Source organism: Arthrobacter sp. EM1 (genome assembly GCF_029964055.1).
GTDB lineage: Bacteria > Actinomycetota > Actinomycetes > Actinomycetales > Micrococcaceae > Arthrobacter.
The window spans coordinates 3,104,785-3,126,781 of the sequence record NZ_CP124836.1 but is presented as its reverse complement, the minus strand read 5'-3'; the positions used below and the strand labels follow the sequence as shown (position 1 = coordinate 3,126,781).

The 21,997-nt window shown below is 66.2% G+C and carries 16 protein-coding genes; 9 read left to right on the top strand and 7 right to left on the bottom strand.

What is annotated here, in order from left to right:
• Positions 1-311: 311 nt before the first annotated feature.
• Positions 312-1,148 carry an alpha/beta hydrolase gene (locus tag QI450_RS14450; RefSeq protein ID WP_226775361.1) on the bottom strand — a complete coding sequence of 279 codons (837 nt, stop codon included), beginning with the start codon at positions 1,146-1,148 and terminating at the stop codon, positions 312-314.
• A 176-nt stretch (positions 1,149-1,324) separates the two neighbouring features.
• Between QI450_RS14450 and QI450_RS14445 the strand changes: the two genes are divergently transcribed.
• Entirely contained in the window at positions 1,325-1,492 is a 168-nt protein-coding gene (locus QI450_RS14445) for a hypothetical protein (protein WP_226775362.1), read from the top strand.
• A gap of 72 nt (positions 1,493-1,564) precedes the next feature.
• On the opposite strand, the gene QI450_RS14440 is transcribed toward QI450_RS14445, so the two are convergent.
• On the bottom strand, positions 1,565-2,467 hold the full coding sequence (locus QI450_RS14440) for a serine hydrolase (protein ID WP_226775363.1): 903 nt from the start codon (positions 2,465-2,467) through the stop codon (positions 1,565-1,567).
• A gap of 192 nt (positions 2,468-2,659) precedes the next feature.
• Here QI450_RS14440 and QI450_RS14435 point away from each other — a divergent pair, with 192 nt between their 5' ends.
• The 4 genes from QI450_RS14435 (at position 2,660) to QI450_RS14420 (ending at position 12,030) form a co-directional block, all read left to right on the top strand.
• Positions 2,660-3,580: a 2-hydroxyacid dehydrogenase gene (locus QI450_RS14435; RefSeq protein ID WP_226775364.1), complete on the top strand. Its 921-nt coding sequence runs from the start codon at positions 2,660-2,662 to the stop codon at positions 3,578-3,580.
• A gap of 293 nt (positions 3,581-3,873) precedes the next feature.
• Complete coding sequence (locus QI450_RS14430; RefSeq protein ID WP_282468038.1) at positions 3,874-4,221, top strand: hypothetical protein; 348 nt, start codon at positions 3,874-3,876, stop codon at positions 4,219-4,221.
• A gap of 383 nt (positions 4,222-4,604) precedes the next feature.
• The gene (locus QI450_RS14425; protein WP_282468037.1) at positions 4,605-10,220 is read left to right on the top strand and encodes an Ig-like domain-containing protein; all 5,616 of its coding nucleotides are present in this window, start codon (positions 4,605-4,607) and stop codon (positions 10,218-10,220) included.
• Between the two features lie 100 nt (positions 10,221-10,320).
• Entirely contained in the window at positions 10,321-12,030 is a 1,710-nt protein-coding gene (locus tag QI450_RS14420) for a CopD family protein (RefSeq protein WP_226775368.1), read from the top strand.
• A 265-nt stretch (positions 12,031-12,295) separates the two neighbouring features.
• Here the strand turns inward: QI450_RS14420 and QI450_RS14415 are convergent, their stop codons facing one another.
• Positions 12,296-12,733 carry a VOC family protein gene (locus QI450_RS14415; RefSeq protein WP_226775369.1) on the bottom strand — a complete coding sequence of 146 codons (438 nt, stop codon included), beginning with the start codon at positions 12,731-12,733 and terminating at the stop codon, positions 12,296-12,298.
• A 144-nt stretch (positions 12,734-12,877) separates the two neighbouring features.
• Between QI450_RS14415 and QI450_RS14410 the strand changes: the two genes are divergently transcribed.
• The 3 genes from QI450_RS14410 to QI450_RS14400 all read left to right on the top strand — a co-directional run bounded on the left by QI450_RS14410 (position 12,878) and on the right by QI450_RS14400 (position 17,743).
• Positions 12,878-13,864 carry a DUF808 domain-containing protein gene (locus QI450_RS14410; RefSeq protein ID WP_226775370.1) on the top strand — a complete coding sequence of 329 codons (987 nt, stop codon included), beginning with the start codon at positions 12,878-12,880 and terminating at the stop codon, positions 13,862-13,864.
• Between the two features lie 103 nt (positions 13,865-13,967).
• Positions 13,968-15,707 carry an ABC transporter ATP-binding protein gene (locus tag QI450_RS14405; protein WP_226775371.1) on the top strand — a complete coding sequence of 580 codons (1,740 nt, stop codon included), beginning with the start codon at positions 13,968-13,970 and terminating at the stop codon, positions 15,705-15,707.
• Positions 15,704-17,743: an ABC transporter ATP-binding protein gene (locus tag QI450_RS14400; RefSeq protein ID WP_282468036.1), complete on the top strand. Its 2,040-nt coding sequence runs from the start codon at positions 15,704-15,706 to the stop codon at positions 17,741-17,743. The genes QI450_RS14405 and QI450_RS14400 overlap by 4 nt, the downstream gene beginning before the upstream one ends.
• 30 nt (positions 17,744-17,773) lie before the next feature.
• On the opposite strand, the gene QI450_RS14395 is transcribed toward QI450_RS14400, so the two are convergent.
• The 4 genes from QI450_RS14395 to QI450_RS14380 form a co-directional block, all read right to left on the bottom strand.
• The gene (locus tag QI450_RS14395; RefSeq protein ID WP_226775372.1) at positions 17,774-18,148 is read right to left on the bottom strand and encodes a hypothetical protein; all 375 of its coding nucleotides are present in this window, start codon (positions 18,146-18,148) and stop codon (positions 17,774-17,776) included.
• A 10-nt stretch (positions 18,149-18,158) separates the two neighbouring features.
• Positions 18,159-18,743 carry a hypothetical protein gene (locus QI450_RS14390; protein ID WP_226775373.1) on the bottom strand — a complete coding sequence of 195 codons (585 nt, stop codon included), beginning with the start codon at positions 18,741-18,743 and terminating at the stop codon, positions 18,159-18,161.
• Between the two features lie 358 nt (positions 18,744-19,101).
• Positions 19,102-19,821, bottom strand: coding sequence for an SCO1664 family protein (locus QI450_RS14385; protein ID WP_226775374.1), 720 nt, complete (start codon positions 19,819-19,821; stop codon positions 19,102-19,104).
• Positions 19,818-20,483, bottom strand: coding sequence for a histidine phosphatase family protein (locus QI450_RS14380; protein ID WP_226775375.1), 666 nt, complete (start codon positions 20,481-20,483; stop codon positions 19,818-19,820). The genes QI450_RS14385 and QI450_RS14380 overlap by 4 nt, the downstream gene beginning before the upstream one ends.
• A gap of 109 nt (positions 20,484-20,592) precedes the next feature.
• Here QI450_RS14380 and QI450_RS14375 point away from each other — a divergent pair, with 109 nt between their 5' ends.
• Positions 20,593-21,981 carry a sigma 54-interacting transcriptional regulator gene (locus QI450_RS14375; RefSeq protein WP_226775376.1) on the top strand — a complete coding sequence of 463 codons (1,389 nt, stop codon included), beginning with the start codon at positions 20,593-20,595 and terminating at the stop codon, positions 21,979-21,981.
• The last annotated feature ends 16 nt before the right edge of the window (positions 21,982-21,997 follow it).

Sequence of the window (21,997 nt, the reverse complement as noted above, 5' to 3'; positions counted from 1 at the left end):
AGTAACTGACTGCGGCTCGGGATCCGTAACGCGATCTTTTGGGATCCCATTTTGGGATCCCAAAATTCAGAGTAGAAGTGACCTCCGCCACTGTCAAGGGATTTTCCTGCGTTGTGGCCCAGTTGGGCCAAATTACCGATTGTGACTGCCGTGGGGATCGCCTCACTGCGCGGTTGGGCCGGGCGCGGAGGCGTTGAGGGGCCGGGCGATGGGCGCGCAGAAGGGCCCGCGGCGGCGCCGCGGACCCTTCTTGTGTTGCGTCGGGAGCTGTAGTGCCCGGCTGCCTCGGTATCCCGGCGAATCGGGCGGGCTTACTTTGCCAGGAACCCCAGCAGCAGCTCGTTAACCTCTGCGGCGTGCGTCCACAGCATGCCGTGCGGGGCGCCCTCGATCTCCACGTACTCGGCGCTGGGCAGCGCCTTGGCGAAGCGGCGGCCGGTGGCGTCGATTGGCAGGATGTTGTCCGCGGTGCCGTGCACAATCAGGGTGGGGACGTCGATTTTCGGGATGTCGCCCCGGAAGTCCGTGAGCCAGGAGGGCTGGGCGGCCACGGAGGCCGTGGGGCCGCCGGAGGATGCCAGGTTCCAGCCGGCGCGCATGACTTCCTCGCTCAGCCGCGGGGTGCCCAGGAAGGTGCCGCTGTTGTAGAAGTTCTTGAAGAACTCGGTGAAAAAGGCGTAGCGGTCTGTGGTCACGGCCTCCAGCAGGCCGTCGAATACGGACTGCGGGACGCCGTCGGGGTTGTCGTCGGCCTGCAGCAGGTACGGCTCCAGGGAGCCGAGGAACACGGCTTTGGCCACCCGGGCCGAGCCGTAGGTGCCGAGGTACCGGCCCACCTCGCCGGTGCCCATCGAGAAGCCCACCAGCACGGCGTCGTTCAGGTCCAGCGTGGTGAGCAGGGCGTCGAGGTCGGCGGCGAAGGTGTCGTAGTCATAGCCGTCGGTGGGCTTGCTGGACTGTCCAAAGCCGCGGCGGTCGTAGGTGATCACCCGGTGGCCTGCGCCCAGCAGTGCCGTGGTCTGCTTCTCCCAGGAGGATCCGTCCAGTGGATAGCCGTGGATCAGGACTACCGGCTGGCCGCTTCCGTGGTCTTCGTAGTAGAGCTCAATGTCGGTGCTGTTCTCGGTTCCAACCTTGATGTAAGCCATATCAGCGGTCCTCTCGGTACGGTTCGGAAGTCAGTTTGTGCGGGAGCGGCACGGTTCAGCTGCCACTGTAGGGAACCAACGCCGTCCGGCCGGCGAGTGTTCCCAGGGCCGCATTTGGTGCTGCTATACCCCTGGGGGTATAGTGGTCGGGACGGACCTACCCAAAGGAGAACCAGATGTGCCGACAGGTTGCATGCAAGAAGTGCGGTAAGACCACCTGGGCGGGCTGCGGCCAGCACGTTGACCAGGTCATGCGGGGCGTCAAGGGCGCCGACCGCTGCAAGGGTCACGAGGGTGAAGTCAGCACCAAGACCGGTTTCTTCGCCAAGCTCTTCGGCCGCTAAACCGATTCTCCGCCGAAACGAAAGTGCCCCTGCCGCGCCCGCTGCAGCAGGGGCTTTTTCCGTTAACCGGCCTTAGTCCAGCAGCGCCCTCGCCACCACGTCGGTCAGTTCGTGGATCACGGCCAACCGTTCCTCGCTCTCGAGGTCCTCGCCCCAGGTGTAAATCGTGAGCGCGTAGGACCGCTCGCCGGCGGTCAGGAGCGCTGCATCGTGGACGTAGCCCTCCACTTCGCCGTACTTGTGCTGCACAGTGATCTCCGGGCCGACGGCGGCGGGAATGAGCCGTTCGTTGTTGGTCTCCTGCATGTAGCCCAGCAGCTCCCGGGTGTGCTCCGCATTGAGCAGCTGCCCGGTGGACAGTTGCTGGAGCAACCCCGCCATCTCGGCAGGTGTCAGCAGGTTCAGTTCCGGGTCGTAGCTGATCCCGATCGATGCGGCGTACGCGATCAGCTTAGGGTAGCCAATGTCCTGCATCAGCAGCAGCCAGGAGTCGTCGCTGCTCGTGTTGACCATCGCCTGGAGCTGGAACGAGGCGTCATAGCTGCCCAGCGGCGCGTTCAGTGACTTCTCGCCGGTTTCCACCAGATGGTAGTAGGCAGCCGCCGTGATGATCTTTGCCGTGCTCGCTGCCATAAATTCGGCCCCGTCGCCGTAGCTGCGCGGCTCCCCTCCGCTGCTGTCCACCACTGCGACGCCGATCCGGTAGCGGGAGTTCTCGGCCAGGATCCGCGGGATCTCGGCGTTAAGGTCGACGGCGGCCCGCGGAGCCTGCGCCGCCGGAGCCGCACCGGGCTGCCCGGGCCACTGGTCCTTCAGGCTGGACAGGAAGCCCGACGCCGGAACGGGACCGGTGCGCACAACGGCCAGGATTCCCACGCCGAGCAGCACCAGGACCGTCGCGGCCCAGACCAGGAGCAGCTTGCTCCGGGCGCTGAGGGTTTTGGCGGCCGGGCGGGAGGGTCCCGAGGTGTTCATGGTGCAGGACCTTCCGGGTCAACAAGATGGGGGATTCCTTGAAATGTATGCCGGGAGGCGGGGCAAGTCCAAGCCCCGCGCGGGGCGGCGCCAAGCTGAGGGGAAACTCCCAGCTCTGACTTTGTCGGGCGTGCCACCGCGGTCGGCGCAGCCTGCGCCGTCGGCCCGTGCGGCCCCGCTAGGCTGGCAGTTATGCCGAGGAAAATTACTGTCAGCCTGCCGGATGCGACCCTGCGCCAGTACCTCAGGCCGCACCCCGACGTCGACGTCGTCGAGTGGGACCTGTCCGGGGAACCTCCCCGGCCGCGGATCGACATTGTGGTGCCGCCCTACATGGGCGGTCCGGGCGTCCTGCGCAGCCTGGCGGCAGTGGAAACCGGGCTCGTGCAGGGCCAGTCGATTGGATATGACGGTGTTGCGGAGGCGCTGCCGCCGGGCCGGGTGTTTGCCAATGCCGCCGGCGTCCACGAAACCTCCACCGCGGAGCTGGCCCTTGCCCTGGTCCTGGCCAGCCAGCGCGAGTTCCCGCGGCAACTGCAGAACCAGCAGGAGGGCCGCTGGGAGACCCGCTCCACGGCCAGCCTCGCGGACCGCAAGGTGCTGCTGGTCGGCTACGGCGGCGTTGGCAAGGCGATCGAGGACCGGCTCCTGCCCTTTGAAACCACCGTCACCCGCGTGGCCAGCACGGAACGGGCCGAGCCGCGGGGCCACGTCCACGGCATCACCGAACTGCCCGCCCTGCTGCCGGAGCACGACATTGTGATCGTGGGGGTCCCGCTCAACCACGCCACGCATCACCTCATCGACGATGCCTTCCTCGCGGCCATGCCCGACGGCGCCTTGCTGGTCAACGTGGCCCGCGGACCCGTCGCGGATACCGAAGCCCTGATTCGGCATACCGCCACTGGCCGGATCCGGGCGGCCTTGGACGTCACTGATCCGGAGCCGCTGCCGCAGGACCACCCGCTGTGGCGGACGCCAGGCGTGATCATCAGTCCGCATGTGGGCGGGGATACCTCGGCGATGCTCCCGCGGATGGGCCGGCTGCTCCAGCGGCAGATCGACCTGATGCTGGCGGGCGAGCCGCCGGCGAACGTGGTGCTGGGCGGCTAGACCAGCTGCGGACCGGCCCGTTCCTTCGTTATCCCCGTAAGCAAACCGTTCCCTCATTGGTATCGGGTGCCGGGCAACAATTCGGGTACGAGTGTTTGGCCAGAGTATCCGCTCGGTGCTAACCCACTAATAATGAGGAAATGACGGCCCCGTGTAGACACCCAGTTTTCGATCCCGGCGGACGATCTTCGGTGGTCTTTGCGGTCAGTGCCATCCTGGCAGCTGGCGCTGCCTCCGGATGTGCTTCCTCGCCAGGGAACGAAGAACCTGCTTGTTTCCCGCCCGCCTTTGCAGTGAACCCGTCCAGCGCGAAAGCCGGGGACAAGGTGACGGTCAGGGCACCAGACGCTGACTGCAATCCCCGCTACGGCCAGAACGCCAGCATCCAAGTGACTGTCACCGATGCGACGAGCGTCGCGGTCATCAACACCACTGCCCCGATGAATGACGCGGGTGGCTTCATTTACAGCTTTGAGGTCCCAGCTCAAATGGCCGCCGGCGAGGCGGCTGTCACTGCCATCCCCTTCAACATCGACTGGTGTGATGACACTGGCAAGAACAACAGGGCCGACGGCGCAGCTGCCACTTTGCAACGGGCGTCGTGTGTTACGCCAATGAAACCACTGAGCATCACCCGTTAGGGCCGGCCGGCATCTGCCCACCCCGCGAGATCGTCACTTCCCAGCCTTCCGAGCCAAACCTTCCGTGCGGCGGGGCAGCTATTCGAGGCCGGCAGGAATGAGGGCTAAACGACCCTGAGCAGCCTGCGGTCCAAGCGTTGGGGGCGGTGGCGAACCGGGCCGCCGTGGTCCGTTGCAGGTATGGAAAGACGGCAGCCCTGAACGCTCCGGGTGGCGTTCCCCCAATGATGCAACCCGGGGCGGGTATGCAGCCCAAGATCCTGCGTAGGGGCGGTGGAAAGACGGGTAGCGGGTACGCGAGCCCCAGGCGTGGCACCATCGTATGCTCTGGTTCGGCGGGGGTATCCAGTCAGAAAGCGCTCCGATTGTTAGGGGAACCAACCATGCAACCATCTGCCCGCCCACCCTTCCACCGGGCCCCGAGGCGCCGCTTGGCCAGGACGGCCATTATCGTGGCGCTCGCGCTGCTGATCAGCAGCTTCGGCCCCTTGGGGGGGATGCACAACCTCTTCCGGCCCGATGTGGCCGAGGCCGCGGTTCCCTCGAGCGCCACAGACATGACGAAGGTGCCCCACTACTTTGGCCCCTACCCCAACTGGGCGAACAGTCCTCAAACGTTGGCGGACGCGATGGTGAAGATCAGCGTCGGGACCCCGACGCCGGTCCTGTACGGCAACCCGCTGGTCGAGCGCAAGTACGCAACCGACTACGCGAAGCCGACGGGTGAGTTGGGTCCGGTGCTGGTGGTGCTCGACCATACGAAGCTGCCTGGCGGCACACTCAACGACTTTCAGAGCTGGAACCAGGGCACCGCCGGAGCGAGCCCGACCACCTCGGCGGGCAACACCTTCTACGCGCTGGTGCTCCGGCCCACCGGCACCGCGGGGGAGTACACCGTCGTCTACGCCAGCAATGAGCTGAAGGTGCCCACCCCGACGGTGAGCACCGGTGAGGTCGAGACCTATTCCGTGCCAGCGGTGACGGTGCAGAAGGACGACGTGATCGGCTTCTACGGCCAAGGCATTCCGATCGACACCGGAGTCCCCGCCAATGGCGACACCTTAAGCACACCGGCGAGCGGTGACCCGACGCTGGCCACCAACGTCGCCCCGGCCAAGGACAGCACGGTCAAGCTCGGTGCCTCGAACTACCCGGACTTCTCCCACGACCGCACGTACTCCTTTGGGGCCGACGTCACGCCGAGCATCACCGACCCGGGCACGGGTGCGGAAGCGACGGCCGCGGTCGACCCGAAGACGGGCGCCATCTCCGGTGTCACCGTGACCAGCCCGGGCGCTGGCTACGTGGTCCCGCCCACTGTGGAGATCACGACCGCCGGCGTCACCCCGACCACGGTGGCCAAGGCCACCGCCAAGATCGCCACCGGCGTCATCACCAGCATCGACGTCAACGAGACCGGCTACGGGTTCACCGCGCCATCCGTGACCTTGGCGGGCGGGAATCCCACTGCGGGCTCCGAGGCGCATGCGCTGGCCAGCGGTACAGTCGACAACCTGAAGCTGACCGACGGCGGCAAGGGCTATCAGACCCAGCCGCTGGTGAACATCTCCAAGCCTGACCTCGCAGACGGCGAGCAGGCCACCGGCAGCGCAACGATGGACGCCAACGGCGTGGTCACCGGCGTCGGGATTGCGAACGCGGGCAGCGGGTACACCTCCGCCCCTACCGTGACCGTCAGCGACGCCAGCAAGACCGTTCCCGACCAGGAAGCCAAGGTTGAGGCCACCATCGGCGTTACCCGCATCGACGTCACCGACGGCGGCGCGGGCTACGGTTCAGCACCGACCGTGACGATCGCCGACACCGTAGGCACTCCAGACAAGGGCGCCAGCGCCACCGCCAAGGTGGCGGTCAAGGGCTCGGTTACCGACATTGTGGTCACCACCCCCGGAGCGGGATACCTCACCCCGGGGATCAAGAAGTTCGTCGACACCCTTCCGGGGCAGGGAGAGGCGAACGCCAACGACCTGGGCCAGTACATCCCGGTCGCGGTGCCGGACACCACTACCTACCCCGGCACCGACTACTACGAGATCGCGGTCGTGCAGTACCGGATGAAGTTCCACCGCGACCTGCCGGCCACTTTGCTCCGCGGGTACGTTCAGCTCTCGACCAGCGTCGTCCCGGGCAAAAAGGTCGCCCTCGGCAACGCCAACCTCGACCCCGCCATTCCCGACAGTCCCATCAGCTTTAGCGGAGTGGATAAGCCGCACTACCTCGGCCCCACGATCATCGCCACGAAGAACAAGCCCGTCCGGGTACTTTTCCGCAACCTGCTGCCCACCGGCGTGGATGGTGACCTGTTCCTTCCGGTCGACACCTCTGTGATGGGTGCGGGTGCCGGTCCCAGCATGATGACGCTGGACCCCACCACCAAGATCCCGGTGGACATGGCGAAGGATGAGAAGAGCGTCCTCGACGGCGTGCGCAACCCGATGTGCGGCGAGACGCCGAAGCCGACTACTTGCTACTCGGAGAACCGTGCCACATTGCACCTGCACGGCGGTATCACCCCGTGGATCAGCGACGGCACGCCGCACCAGTGGGTCACCCCGACCGGTGAGAACACCGCGTACCCGAAGGGCGTGAGCGTCAGCAATGTGCCGGACATGCCGGATCCCGGCCCCGGCGCGGAGACCTTCTTCTACACCAACCAGCAGAGCGCGCGGATGATGTTCTACCACGACCACTCGTGGGGCATCACGCGGCTCAACGTGTACGCCGGCGAGGAAGCCGGCTACATGATCACCGACGACACCGAGCAGAAGCTGATGGCTCCCGGTGGGGCCCTCGACGGTCTCGGCATGGGGACCTCGCTCACCATCCAGGACAAAACCTTTGTGCCGAGCGCGAAGCGGATGGCCCAGCTTGACCCGACCTGGGACCCGAAGAAGTGGGGCGGTGAGGGCAACCTCTGGCAGCCGCACGTTTACATGCCCGCGCAGAACCCCAGCGACCCCAGCGGGATGAGTGCGTTCGGCCGCTGGTTCTACGGCCCATGGTTCTGGCCGCCGGCCAAGGACGCCAAGTACCCGCCGATGGCCAACCCCTACTACGACCCTGCCTGCGACCCTAACGTGGCTGACTTCTGCGAGCCGGCCCTGATCCCGTCGACACCCAACAACTCGGTCGGCATGGAGGCCTTCCACGACACGCCGGTTGTGAACGGCACCGCCTACCCAACGACGACCATGGACCCGAAGACATACCGGTTCCGGATCCTCAATGGCTCGGATGACCGGTTCTGGAACCTTTCCTGGTACGTCGCCGATCCCGCCACCGGCACCGAGGTCGCGCTGAAGTCCAGCGAGGTCTCGATGGCGCAGACCGACCCCGTCGTCACACCGACGCCGGACACCACAAAGAGCCCCAAGGGCCCTGACTGGATCCAGATCGGCAACGAGGGCGGCTTCCTGCCGACCCCGGCGGTGGTCCCGGCCCACGAGACGACGTGGATCACCGACCCGACCCGGTTCGACGTCGGCAACGTCGACCAGCACTCGCTGCTGCTCGCGCCGGCCGAACGGGCCGACGTGATCGTCGACTTCTCGGCTTACAAGGGGAAGACGCTGATCCTCTACAACGACGCACCGGCGGCGTTCCCGGGCCGGATCCCCGGCTACGACTACTACACCGGAGGACCGGACATGTCCCCGGCCGGCGCTCCGTCGACCCTGCCCGGTTACGGACCCGACACCCGTTCGGTTATGCAGGTCAAGATTTCGAACGCCGCACCCGCGCTCGCCTTCGACCGGCCGAACACCACGGCCGACCAGATGGGCAAGCTGATGGCGGCTTTCGATCACCACACCGACGCGGCCGGCAACCCCGCCGGGGTCTTCGAGTCCAGCCAGAACCCGATCGTGGTCGGCCAGGCAGCCTACAACCAGGCCTACGGGAAGAGCTTCGCCAACAGCGGCTACTGCAACGCGGCCGCCAACCCGGCAGCCAAGTGCGACGGCTTCGCCAGGATCGCCGAGCAAGGAGGAGACACGTTCAAGTTCGACACCCTGTTGGGCCCGCAGCTCAGCATCCCCATTGAGGGCAAGAGCGTCCACGACGAGATGAACTCGGCTAACTTTGACGAGTGGGGCCGGATGAGCGGCAACATCGGGTTGGAGGCGCCCGGAGCAACACCGTTGTTGCAAAACGTGATTCTCTACCCGTTCGTCAACCCCGTCACGGAGAAGCTGGACGGCACCAAGGGCACGAACAGCCTCAACGTGACCCCGATTTCCACCAACGCCGACGGCACGCAGATCTGGAAGATCACCCACAACGGCGTGGACACCCACCCGCTGCACTTCCACCTCAACGACGTGCAGGTGTTGAACAGGGTCACCTGGGACAACATCATCATCCCGCCCGAACCGACAGAACTCGGCTGGAAGGACACCGTGCGTGTCAGCCCACTGGAGGACACGATTGTGGCGGTCCGTCCCATCGTGCCGAAACTCCCGTTCGCCATTCCTGACAGCAACCGGCCACTCAACCCGATGATGCCGCTAGGCGCCAAAGGCTCGACGACCGGCCCGAACGGGTCCGAAGCCGGGTTCAACAACACCGACACAAACGGTAACCCGATAGCCCCGATCAGCAACGACATGACCAACTTCGGCTGGGAGTACGTGTGGCACTGCCACATCCTCAGCCACGAGGAGATGGACATGATGCGGCCTATCTCGGTCAGCACGCCTCGCACGCTCCCCGACGCGTCGGTGGTCAGCTTCACTCGACCCACCAATGACGTGCTGCTGAGCTGGACTGACGGGACCCCGGTGTCGATCACCGATCCCACAACCTGGGGCAACGCCAAGAACGAGATCGGCTACAGGATCGAACGTGCGCCACTGACCAACGGCACGGTCGGCGCCTTCGCACAGGTCGGCACCACACTGGCGAACGTCTCCACCTACACCGACAAGACCGCCGGGACCGGGCAGTACGCCTACCGGGTAACGGCGTGGAACGCGGCGGGGAACACGGTGTCCGCACCGCTGCTTACCGCTTCCACCACGCCGACGGTGACCACTAAGAGCCCCGCATCCGGGGCGACCGGGGTGGCGACCAACATCCGGCCGACCGTCACGTTCAACGAAGCAGTCACGGGCGTCAGCAACACCTCGTTCGCGTTGAAGCAGGGCAACACGGCCGTTCCGGCTTCGGTGACCTACAACGCGACGACGTTGACGGCCACCCTCGTCCCTACGGCTGCACTGGCCGCTGACAAGCCCTACACCCTCTCGGTGACCACGGCCATCAAGAGCGTTTCGGGCGGATCGGTAGCGGCGACGAGTTGGGGCTTCATCACCGGACCCGGCCCGACAGTCACCACCACCAACCCCGCCGCCGGGGCCACCGGCGTCGGTCTGGGCACGATCTTCGCGCGGACACCGTTGAGTGCAACGTTCAGCGAGGCCGTGACCGGCCTGCCCGCCACCGCCGCCAGTACGCCCAACTTCACCCTGAAGCTGGGGACGGCGACCATCGCCTCGAAGGTGACCTACAACGCGATCACCCGGGTCGCCACGTTGACGCCGGACGCTCCGTTGGCCAGTGACCGCACCTACACGCTGTCCCTGAGCAACGCAGTCAAGGACGTGGCCGGCAACCCGCTCACCGCCAAAACGTGGACCTTCATCACCGGTCCCGCCCCGGTCGTCACGGCTCGGACCCCGGCGGTCAACGCCACGAGGGTCAGCCGGACGGCGAACATCACCGCCACATTTAGCGAGGCGGTCACCGGTCTGCCAAACACGGCCACGGCGAACGGGAACTTCACTATCAAGCGGACGTCGAACGGCGCCGCCTTCACCGCAACGGTCAGCTACTCCAGCCTCACAAGGGTGGCAACGCTGAATCCGACCGGCACGCTGCTGGCCAACACCCAGTACACCGTCACCCTCAGCAGCGGGATCAAGGACACCGCTGGCAACCTGCTAACGCCCGTCACCTGGAACTTCACAACGGGCAACTAGCATTTTAGCAACGCTCACCGCCGCCCGGCCCCCCAGGCCGGGCGGCGGTGAGCGTTGCTAGCCCCGCATCGGCACTGCTACCCAGAACGAGGAGACGATCATGTCGAGAGGAACGCCCCATCGGACCCGGGAGCGGGAATCCCGAGCCCGGGGACCCCTGGTCCGGCGGCTCCTCGGGATGTTGTTCGCAGCGCTCACCCTGGTGCTGGCGGTGCCCGCGGCCCCGGCATGGGCGCACGCCGAGCTTGTATCCACGACGCCGGACGAAGGCGCCGTGCTGGCCGTTGCGCAGAGATCGGTAGAACTCGCCTTCGACGAGCCGGTCTTCCTGGTCCCCGACGGCTTTCAGCTTTACGACGGCAGCGGGGGTCATCGCCCTGTGCCTGTCGAGGCGCTGGACGCGACGGTCCGGGTTACCCTGCCACCGGATCTCGCCGAGGGCAGCTACGTGCTTGGCTGGCGGGTGGTTTCCGACGACTCGCACCCTGAATCCGGGGTGCTGTCGTTCGCAGTGGGCAGGGCCAGCGCAGCGGTCCCGACCATCGTCGAAAGTGACACCCGGCCGGTGGACGTCCTGTACGGGGCACTCGGCGCTTTCGGATATCTGGGCTTGTTCTGTCTCGTGGGTTTCACGGTTTTCGACTTGTTTGTTGCCCGCACCACCGCAGCGGGTCGTCGGCTACCCTGGGTGGCCGCACTCGTCGCTGTTGGCGCCTACGTCGTGCTGGTGCCACTCACCGTGGTGCGGGAGCGGGGGTTGGGTCTCGGCGCGCTAATGGATCCGGCTCTCGTCCTCACCGGATGGTTCGGGGCTGCCGCGCTGACCCTGGTCCTTGCCGCCTCCGGGGTGGCACTGATGCTGCTGCGGCCACTGCTGCCGCGCCGGGAGGGCTTCTGGGTCGGGACGGTGGGAGCCGGAGCGGCGCTGGTCTCGGTGCTGCCTGTCGGCCACACCCGGACCTTCGGACCCAGCTGGCTGGTGATGGGCGCCGACCTGGTCCACGCCGGGACGGCAGCTGTTTGGCTGGGTGGCCTCGCGGCCCTGGTCATCCACCTCGCCCGCGCCCGACGCCGGAAGGGCGACGCTGCCGAGGCGGCCGTGGTCCTGGGCAGGTTCTCCACGCTGGCCGGTGGCATCGTTGTCCTGCTGGGCGTCACCGGCGCCGTCCTGGCCGTGGTGATGGTCGGTTCGGTGGCGGCCCTCGTTGGCAGTTCGTATGGTCTGCTTCTGCTGGCCAAACTTGGCATGGTCGTCATCATTGGCGCACTTGCGGCGTGGAACCGATTCGGGCTCGTCCCTCGCCTGAAGCGCGAGGGAATCACGGGGAGCGCCTGGCCCCGGCTGGCGCTGGCCATCCGCGTGGAAGCGGTGGGGGTGGTGCTGGTCGTTGGACTTACCTCGGCCCTGACGCTGCAGAACCCCCGCGCCACCGATAACCCCGCTGAACTGGTTGCGGCGGCAGCCGAGGCATCCACTTCAGTCGGCACCCCGGTGCTTGCCGAGCTCGGCACCGGCCACCTGACCGGACGGTTCAGCCCGGGCACGGCAGGGACAAATGTCATCACCTTCGACCTCACCGACGCCGGGGGCGCTCCCATCGTGCCCCTCGGCATGCCGCAGGTCAGTGTGGCTGAGCCGAACCTGAGTCTCGGACCGCTGGCCGCCGAGGTCCAGCCCGGAGAAACGCCGGGCAGCTACCGGGCCGCGGTCGTGTTGCCGGTGGCGGGTCAATGGAAGATCACCGCCGCCGTCCGGGTCAACGAGCTGGAGCAGCCCGCGGCCGTCGCCGATGTGGTCGTGGTGCGCTGAGGCAGGCCGGTCCCAACTTGGCGTGCGACGCCGCCCCGGACGTCCCCCGGGGTGAGGACGCAAAACTCGTTGCCGCCGGGGCCCTCGCTGGAAACACCCCAGCCGAGCGCCGCCGCCCAAAACCGGCCGACTTCGACGGTGGCACCCCGGCTACGCGCGCTTTCCAGTCCGTGTGTTTCCTCCGGTGGCTGCCGGGTCTCCGGTCCCCGCGGTGTCCACCACGCGAGCTACACCGGGCCGGCGACCGGGCGCACCGGCCAGGCGCTCAGTTTTTCTTCAATTCCTCGGCGAGCATCACGAGGATGCCGCTGGGCCCGCGGACGTACGTGAGCTTGTAGATGTCTTTGTAGGTCGCCACGCCGCGAAGCGGATAGCAGCCGTGCCTTGCGGCTATTTCCAGGGCCTCGTCGATGTCAGCAACTGAGAACGCGACCCGGTGCATGCCAATCTCGTTGGGACGCGTGGGCGCCGTCTCGATCGCATCGGGGTGGATGTACTCAAAGAGTTCGAGGCGGCCGTGACCGTCCGGCGTTTCGAGCATGGCAATGTTGGCGTGATTGCCGTCAAGCCCGACGGCGGTGTCGGTCCAATCGCCGCTGACGGTGTCCCGGCCAACGACCGCGAGACCGAGGTCGGTGAAGAAAGCGATCGCTGCCTCCAAGTCGCGGACGGCGATGCCGACGTTCTCAAGTCTGATGTTCATGCCCTTCACGCTACCGAGCCGGCCCGGTCCAGATCCAGCGTCGACGGGCTACACGCCACCATATAATTCGAGGATGCCAATCACGCGCCTTGACCGAAGCAACTTCGTCCAGCCGTACGCCCTCCAGCAGTCCGGAAGCGAGCTGTGAGCGGCGGTCTCGTCGCCCTTCTGGACGACATCGCAGCCCTGGCCAAGATTGCGGCCGCCTCGGTGGACGACGTCGCAGCCGGAGCGGCCAAGGCGGGGGCCAAGGCAGCGGGCGTGGTCATTGACGACGCCGCCGTCACCCCGCAGTACGTGTCCGGGGCGGACCCGTCCCGCGAACTGCCGATGATCAAGCGGATCTTCTGGGGCTCGCTGCGAAACAAACTTTTGATCATCCTGCCGGCGCTGCTGCTCATCAGCGCCTTCATCCCTGGGGTCATTCCGTTCATCCTTATGCTGGGCGGCACCTACCTCTGCTATGAGGGTGCCGAGAAGGTCTGGCATAAGCTCCGCGGCCACCACGAGGCCGATGAAGAGACGCCGGCGGTCGACCGGGGCCCGGAGGCGGAGGCCAAGGTCACCAAGGGCGCGATCACTACGGACTTTATCCTCTCCTGCGAGATCATGGTCATCGCGATGAACGAGGTGTCCGCCGAGTCCCTGTGGACCCGGGCGGTCATCCTGGTGATTGTGGCGCTCGCGATCACGGTGGGCGTGTACGGAGCCGTCGCGCTCATCGTCAAGATGGACGACATCGGCCTGCACCTGACCACCAAGGAGTCGGCGGGCTCCCAGCGCTTCGGCGAGCTGCTCGTCAAGGGCATGCCCGCCGTCCTGAACACGATCACCGTTATCGGGACGGTCGCCATGCTGTGGGTCGGCGGCCACATCATGCTCCAGGGGGCCTACGACCTTGGCTGGCACCTGCCGTATGACCTGGTCCACGTCCTGGAAGCTCCCTTCGCCGGGATCCCGGTGGTGGGCGGCTTCCTGGCCTGGCTTGTGAACACCCTGTGCTCGGCCGTCCTTGGTCTCGCTTGGGGCCTCGTCGTCATGGCTGTCCTGCATCCGCTGCTCAAAGTGCTGCCGTTCGGCAAGAAGGAGGGCGGGCACAAAGAGGGCGACGTCCGCGCCGCGGTCGACTGAGATCCAACCCGGATCAGCCCTCAGAGGAACCCCGTCCGTTCCAAGCATCCGGACGTAAACTGAGCCTCGAATCACTTTGTGTGACACGTGGCTTGGAGTTCGGATGCTCTGGAAACTGCTCGTTGAATACTTACAGCCGCAACGGCGGCTGCTGCTCGCCGTCGTCGTCTTCCAGTTGGCGCAATCCATCGCGTCGCTGTACCTGCCCACGCTGAACGCGGACATCATCGACCAGGGTGTGGCGAAGGGGGACACCGACTACATCCTGCGCACCGGCGCCGTGATGCTGCTGGTGACCCTGCTGCAGATCGTGTGCGCCATCGCCGCCGTGTACTTCGGGGCGAAGGCGGCGATGGCGCTGGGCCGGGACGTGCGCGGGGCGATCTTCAGTAAGGTAGCGGCCTTCTCCGAACAGGAGGTCACCCACTTCGGCGCGCCGAGCCTGATCACCCGCTCCACCAACGATGTCCAGCAGGTCCAGCAGCTGGTGCTGATGTCCGCCACCCTGATGGTCACCGCGCCCATGCTCAGCATCGGCGGGGTGATCATGGCGATGCGGCAGGACCTGCAGCTGTCCTGGCTGATCGCGGTCAGCGTGCCGGTGCTGCTGGTCGCCGTGGGGCTCATCATCATCCGGATGGTGCCGCTTTTCCGGCTGATGCAGACCCGGATCGACACCGTAAACCGGGTGCTCCGCGAACAGCTCACCGGCATCCGGGTGGTGCGGGCCTTCGTCCGCGAGGACGTGGAGAGCGCCCGCTTCGGCCGGGCCAACGCGGACGTCACAGACACCGGACTGCGCGCCGGCCGCCTGATGGCGCTCGCGTTCCCCACCGTGATGCTGGTGCTGAATGTCTCCTCAGTGGCCGTGATCTGGTTCGGCGCGTTCCGGATCCAGGACGGCTCCATGCAGGTGGGCACCATGATCGCGTTCCTGAGCTACCTGATGCAGATCCTGATGTCCGTTATGATGGCGACGTTTATGGCGATCATGATCCCGCGCGCCGCGGTCTCGGCCGACCGGATCGGGAAGGTGCTCGGGACCGAGTCCAGCGTCCGCCCGCCGGAGCATCCGGTCGACTTTTCCGGGCGCACCGGCCGCGGTGAGCTTCAGATGCGCGACGTCGGTTTCGCCTACCCGGGTGCCGAACGGCCGGTCCTGTCCGGGATCAGCTTCACCGCCCGCGCGGGGCAGACGACGGCGATCATCGGTGCCACCGGTTCCGGCAAGACCACCCTGGTGAACCTGATGCCGCGGCTCTTCGACGCCACCTCCGGTTCGGTCCGGATCGACGGCGTGGACTTGCGCCAGCTGCACCCGGACCTGCTCTGGGGGCACATCGGCCTGGTCCCGCAGAAGCCCTACCTGTTTTCCGGGACCGTCCGCAGCAACCTGCTTTACGGCAAACCCGACGCCACGGAGGATGAAATGTGGCAAGCGCTGTCCATTGCGCAGGCGGAGGACTTTGTCCGCGAGATGGACGGCGGGCTGGATGCGGCCATCTCCCAAGGCGGCACCAACGTCTCCGGCGGGCAACGGCAGCGGATCGCGATCGCCCGGGCGCTGGTGAAACGGCCCGAGCTTTACATCTTTGACGACTCCTTTTCCTCGCTGGACACCGCCACCGATGCCCGGCTGCGGCGGGCGCTCAAGGAGCACACCGCCGGCGCCACCCTGGTGATCATCGCCCAGCGGGTCTCCAGCATTGTGGACGCGGACCAGATCCTCGTCGTCGACGACGGCAGGATCGTCGCGGACGGCACGCACGAGGAGCTGCTGGAGACCTCGGAGACGTACCAGGAGATTGTGAACTCCCAGCTCGCAGCGGAGGAGGCAGCATGAGCGGCACCAACAGCACCGGCCCGCGGACCGCAGCTGACGGACGGGTGCCCGGCGGGGGAACCGGGAAACCCGGCGGACCTGCCGCCGTCGAGCGCATTCCCCGTCCGCGCGGCGGCCCCGGCCACGGCGGACCCTTTGCCGGGATGAACGTGCCCGCGGAGAAGGCGATGAACTTCGGCCCGTCCGCGAAGCGGCTGCTCGGCCAGCTGCACCCGGAGCGGCTGTGGTTGACCCTGGTCCTGGGACTCGCGGTGGTGAGCGTGGCGTTCTCGGTGATCGGCCCGCGGCTCCTCGGTGAGGGCACCAACCTGATCTTCGCCGGCGTCGTGTCCAAGCAGCTGCCCGCAGGGGTGAGCCAGGCCCAACTGATCGCCCAGCTGCGCGCCGCGGGGGAGAACCAAAAAGCGGACATGCTCAGCGCCATGACGCTGACGCCCGGGGTTGGGATCGACTTCACCGCGCTGTCCTCAGTGCTGTTGTGGGCGCTGGTGCTCTACGTGCTGGCCTCGGCGTTCAGCTGGGTGCAGGCGTACGTGCTCAACGGGATTGTGCAGCGCACCGTGTTCCGGCTGCGCGAGCGGATCGAAGCCAAGATCAACCGGCTGCCGCTGCGCTACTTCGACTCGGTGCAGCGTGGCGAGCTGCTCAGCCGCGTTACCAATGATGTGGACAACATCTCCCAAAGCCTGCAGCAGTCCATCAGCCAGGCCGTCACCTCGCTGCTGACCGTGCTGGGCGTGCTGATCATGATGTTCATCCTCTCGCCCACGCTGGCGCTGATCGCACTGGTGACAATTCCGCTGACGCTGGTGACGACAGCGCTGATCGCCAAGCGCTCGCAGAAACTGTTCGTGGCGCAGTGGAAGCACACCGGTGAGTTGAACGGCCAGATCGAGGAGACCTACACCGGGCACGCGCTGGTGAAGGTCTTCGGCCGGCAGCGCGAGGTGGAGGAGACGTTCCGGCAGAAGAACGCGGAGCTGTACCAGGCGAGCTTCGGCGCGCAGTTCATTTCCGGGCTGATCATGCCGGCCATGACGTTCATCGGGAACCTGGTCTACGTGGGGATCGCCGTGGTGGGTGGGCTGCAGGTGGCTTCCGGAGCCATGCAGCTCGGAGACGTGCAGGCGTTCATCCAGTACTCCCGGCAGTTCACCCAGCCGCTGGCCCAGCTGGGGTCCATGGCGAACCTGCTGCAATCCGGTGTGGCCAGCGCCGAGCGGGTGTTCGAGCTGCTGGACACCGAGGAGCAGTCGGCTGATCCTGTTCCCGGGGCCGCGCCGGAGTCCAAGCGCGGGCGGCTGGTGTTCGAGGACGTGTCCTTTGCGTACACGCCGGACAAGCCGCTGATCGCGGACCTGAATCTGGTGGCCGAGCCGGGGCAGACTGTGGCCATTGTGGGCCCCACCGGAGCCGGGAAGACCACGCTGGTGAACCTGATGATGCGCTTCTACGAGCTCGACGCCGGGCGGATCACACTGGACGGCGTGGACGTCACCGCGATGACCCGCAACGAGTTGCGCTCACGGATGGGCATGGTGCTGCAGGACACCTGGCTGTTCGGCGGGACCATCCGGGACAACATCGCCTACGGCCGGCCTTCCGCTTCCGAGACGGAGATCATGGAAGCGGCGAAGGCCACTTACGTGGACCGGTTCGTCAGGTCCTTGCCGGAGGGCTACGACACCGTGCTCGACGACGAGGGCGCCAACGTCTCGGCGGGGGAGAAGCAGCTGCTCACCATTGCCCGGGCGTTCCTGGCCCGGCCCTCGGTGCTGATCCTGGACGAGGCAACATCGTCGGTGGATACGCGGACCGAGGTCCTGGTGCAGAAGGCGATGAGCGCGCTGCGGTCGGACCGGACCTCGTTCGTCATCGCCCACCGCCTCTCCACCATCCGCGACGCCGACCTCATCCTGGTGATGGAGGCCGGCCAGATCGTCGAGCAGGGGAACCACGCTTCATTGTTGGAAACCGGCGGGGCATACGCCGCGCTGTACGCGGCGCAGTTCGCGGCGCCTGTGGCGGAGGTCTAGCGGGGACCCGGCCGGACCGGTGTTCAGACCTTAGACTGCAGCGGACTCGTCGTAGCGCCCATGACGGCGCAGCCACATGTAAAGGCCAACTGAGGCGCCGACGGCCAGCAGCGGGACGGCCCAAACTGCGGAATCAGTGCCGCGCAGCAGGACGGCAACGGCAACGACGGTGGCCGCCGTGACGCCGACGCCCGGTGAGGCAGTTGAGATGTGCCGCAAAACGTCTTTCCTGAACTGTCCATGCAGAGCCGTGAGGCCGACGATGGCGACCACGAGTGCGATTGCCGCTCCGAGTAGAATCAACCCCTCGGCAAGGCCAATGACAACGACTCCAGCAGCGAAAAAGAAGCTTAGGAGTAGCCAGTAAGCGTCTTTAGTTTGACCATTTCGGATTTTTTGGTTCATTAGTTCGATCCTAGCAACCGCGGTTGAAGTCGAGGGCTGTTCCGCCCAAGCCCATGGCCAGGGCACAAGCGAGAGCGGCTCCAGGGCCGAAGAATCCCATTGCGCCGCAGAACGCTGCTTCCGTTGCATACCAGGCCCAGAACGCAGCCCACGCTGATGGACATGAAGGAAGGGCCGTCGTCTCGCCCTGATTTTTTGCTGGGGCCGTGAAGCCGTATGTCGGATCGATCTCGACGCTGGTGGCCAGGGTGCCGTCGGACATTGAAGTCACCCTGATATCGAGGGCGCCCTTGTTGGTCATGTCAACAAAACTGCGCAACGCCTCGGTCGGCATGGAGGCCGCGAAGAACGCCTTCTGCTGGTCGACGTCGACGTTATCGAACCGCTCGAGATACGTGTCGATTGCCGGCGCGTCATCCAGGATGTTCATCCGCTCTTGGAAGTCGGTGGGGTCAGCCGCAATATGCTCGCGGAGGTTATCCATTGCGATTGCCTGTTGTCCTGCCGAGGGCTCGCCCGCTTCTGCGAACGATGCCGCTGATGCCGCTGTTGGCGTCGAGAGCCCTACCAAAGCGCAGCAGAGCATAGCGATCATTAGACGGAACTTCCTTCTCATGTTTCCCCCAATTTTTGATGTCACAAGTAAGACTCAAGCAAATATGCCAGTGAATAGACTAAGGATAATATTGTGACAATTCTTGTCAAGAAAGCCTACATGCCGAGCTTGATGCAGTGCGATCGATTAAACAGATTGTCACGGGGAGAGTGCGGCTGTGGTCGCACCGGAGATCCTGCCACATGCGGGTCAGGATCTATTCGGGCCACCTCTTGGGCTGACATGCGGTTCCATGCGTCGATTTCAAACCCCGCAAAGCTGCCGATGTCGCGGCGCTTCCTTGGCTCGCCGTCCAGAGCCCAAATCTGGAAAGAGCTCGCACTGTCATTGACAGGTCTTACACCAGCGGCCACGGGTACCGCGACCCGGTGCGATCCACGGGCAGCACCCCCGCGACCAGCATGCGCTGAACGCGCCGTTTCAGGGCTGTGACCTCGTCGTCGTCGAGCAGCTCGGCCAGCTCGGGAGGCGCGGCCTCGGCGAGCGGAGCGAGGTCCGCCAGCAGGGCATCGGGAATCGGGTCGCCCGCGAAGTCCCAGATCACGGTGCGCAGTTTGAACGCTGCCGAAAAACACAGCCCGTGGTCGATGCCCCAGATCCGCCCGTCGTCGCCGCGCAGCACATGCCCACTCTTGCGGTCGGTGTTGTTGGCGACGTAATCGAACAGCGCCATCCGGGCCATGTCGGGGTGCGTGGAAGGGTCCTCGGATGCCAGCGTGAAATAGTGCTCGCGGAAGTCGCAGTCGATGAACCACTGCAGCGAGCCCACCCCCAGCGGCGCGTCCTCGCGGATCACCGTAGGCGGCACCATGCCCCAACCCAGCGCCTCGCTGAGCAGATACGCCGCACGTTCGCGCCGGTGCAGCCCTGGCTCAAAGTCGGACAGCGGACGTTCCCCGGCCACCGGCTTGTACACCGCCTGTGCGCTGTCCTCCCCGTGGCTGAGCTGGACCAGGAACGTTTCGTTGCTGCTGCGCAGAATTTGGCCCACCAGCTCCACACCGCCCTCGGTGAGCAGCGTCAGCTCCCGCCCGGCCCCCGCAGATTCGTGCGTCACCGCGGCCTCAGCTTGCTTAGCGGCTCCGAATGGGAATTCACCATCGGCACCGAGGACGGCTGGCCATCCACAAACTGCACCGCGGACACCGAGCCCGGGCTGATCATAATGCGCTGGAACAGATCCAGGGGTGTGCCCAGTGCATGGGCCACCGCCGCCTTGATGGTGTCGGCGTGGGAGAAACAGACGACGACGCCGCCCGGGTGCGCCACACAGAGCGCTGCCAGCGACCCAACAATCCGGTCCTGCATCTCGGTAAAGCTCTCACCGTGGGGGAAGCGGAAGGTGGACGGGTTGTTCTGCACGGTCCGCCACTCCGGCAGGACCGCCAGGTCAGCGATTGCCGCGCCGGTCCAGTCGCCGAAGTCGCACTCTAGCAGCCCGGGCTCGTGCTGCACCTCCAGCCCGGTGCGGGCCGCCGTCGGCTCCGCCGTCTCGCGGGCGCGCTCCAACGGCGAGGAATACAGGGCGCTGACGGACAAGCCGGTGAGCCGTTCAGCCACCCGCTCGGCCTGGGCCCGGCCCCGGTCGGACAGATGCAGTCCCGGCGCCCTGCCCGGCAGCACGGTGCCCGTCGTCGGCGTCTCCCCGTGGCGCACTAGGAGCAGGAGCGTGCCCTGCCGCCGGGGCTCCGCTGAAGGTTCGGAGGTTGCTGAAGTCATCAAGTTCTAAGCGTAGCGGGAGGGGTCCCCGCCCGAGCTTGCGAGGGAAGGGGAAACTGCGGAGCGGTGGGGGGTGCCATGGTCCCGAGGCGAGGTCTACGGTGGAGGGGTGACTGAACGCCCTGAAATCTTCACAGTTGGTGAACTGCGAGTCTCCGGCCACGTCCAGAAGGACCTGCGCCGGGAAATCCGCGACAACCTCCTCGCCGCGCTGTCGGCGGGACGTGATCCGTGGCCCGGCATCTTCGGCTTCGGCCGGACCGTGCTGCCGCAGTTGGAGCGGGCCCTGCTCGCCGGCCATGACATTGTCCTCCTGGGCGAGCGCGGGCAGGGCAAGACCCGCCTGCTGCGCACCCTGGCCGGGCTGCTGGACGAGTGGTCGCCGGTGATCGAGGACTCGGAACTGAACGAACACCCCTTCGAGCCCATCACCGCGCATTCGCGTGCCTTGGCGCTCACGGAGGGGGACAGACTGCGCGTGGCCTGGCGCCACCGCTCGGAACGCTATGTGGAAAAACTCGCGACGCCGGACACCTCCGTCGCGGACCTGATCGGCGACGTCGACCCCATGCGCGTGGCAGAGGGCCGCCGGCTGGGCGACCCGGAAACCATCCACTACGGCCTGATCCCGCGCTCCAACCGCGGGATCGTGGCCATCAATGAACTCCCGGACCTCGCCGAGCGCATCCAGGTCTCCATGCTCAACGTGATGGAGGAACGCGACATACAGATCCGCGGCTACGTGCTGCGGCTGCCCCTGGACGTCCTGGTGGTGGCCTCCGCCAACCCGGAGGACTACACCAACCGCGGCCGGATCATCACGCCCTTAAAGGACCGCTTCGGCGCCGAAATCCGCACGCACTACCCGATCGAGCTCGACGACGAAGTGTCCGTCATCGTTCAGGAGGGCCACCTGGTGGCCAACGTACCGGCCGTCATCCTGGAAATCCTGGCCCGCTACACCCGGGCCCTGCGCCAGTCCCCGGCCATTAACCAGACCTCCGGTGTGTCCGCACGGTTCGCCATTGCCGGCGCCGAAACGGTAGCCGCCGCAGCCCTGCGCCGGGCCAGCGTCCGCGGCGAGGACGAAGCCGTCGCCCGAATCATCGACCTGGACGCCGCCGTGGAAGTCCTGACCGGAAAAATCGAGTTCGAATCCGGCGAGGAGGGCCGCGAACAGGACATCCTCGACCACCTCCTGCGCACCGCCACCATGGAGGCCGTGCGGGAGCACTTCCACGGCCTGGATCTGGGACCGCTGGTCACCGCGTTGGACGGGCACGCCACGGTGACCACCGGCGAGCTGGTCACCGCGAAGGAATTCCTGGCCAACCTCCCCTCCCTCAACGGCTCCGGCCTCTACGAGGAGATCGGCGAACGCTTGGGCGCGGACAACGACGGCCAGCGCGCCGCCGCCGTCGAACTGGCACTCGAAGGGCTCTACCTCAGCCGCCGGATTTCCAAGGAGTCCGACGACGAGGCCACCATTTACGGCTAGGTAGTTCCAAGGCAGA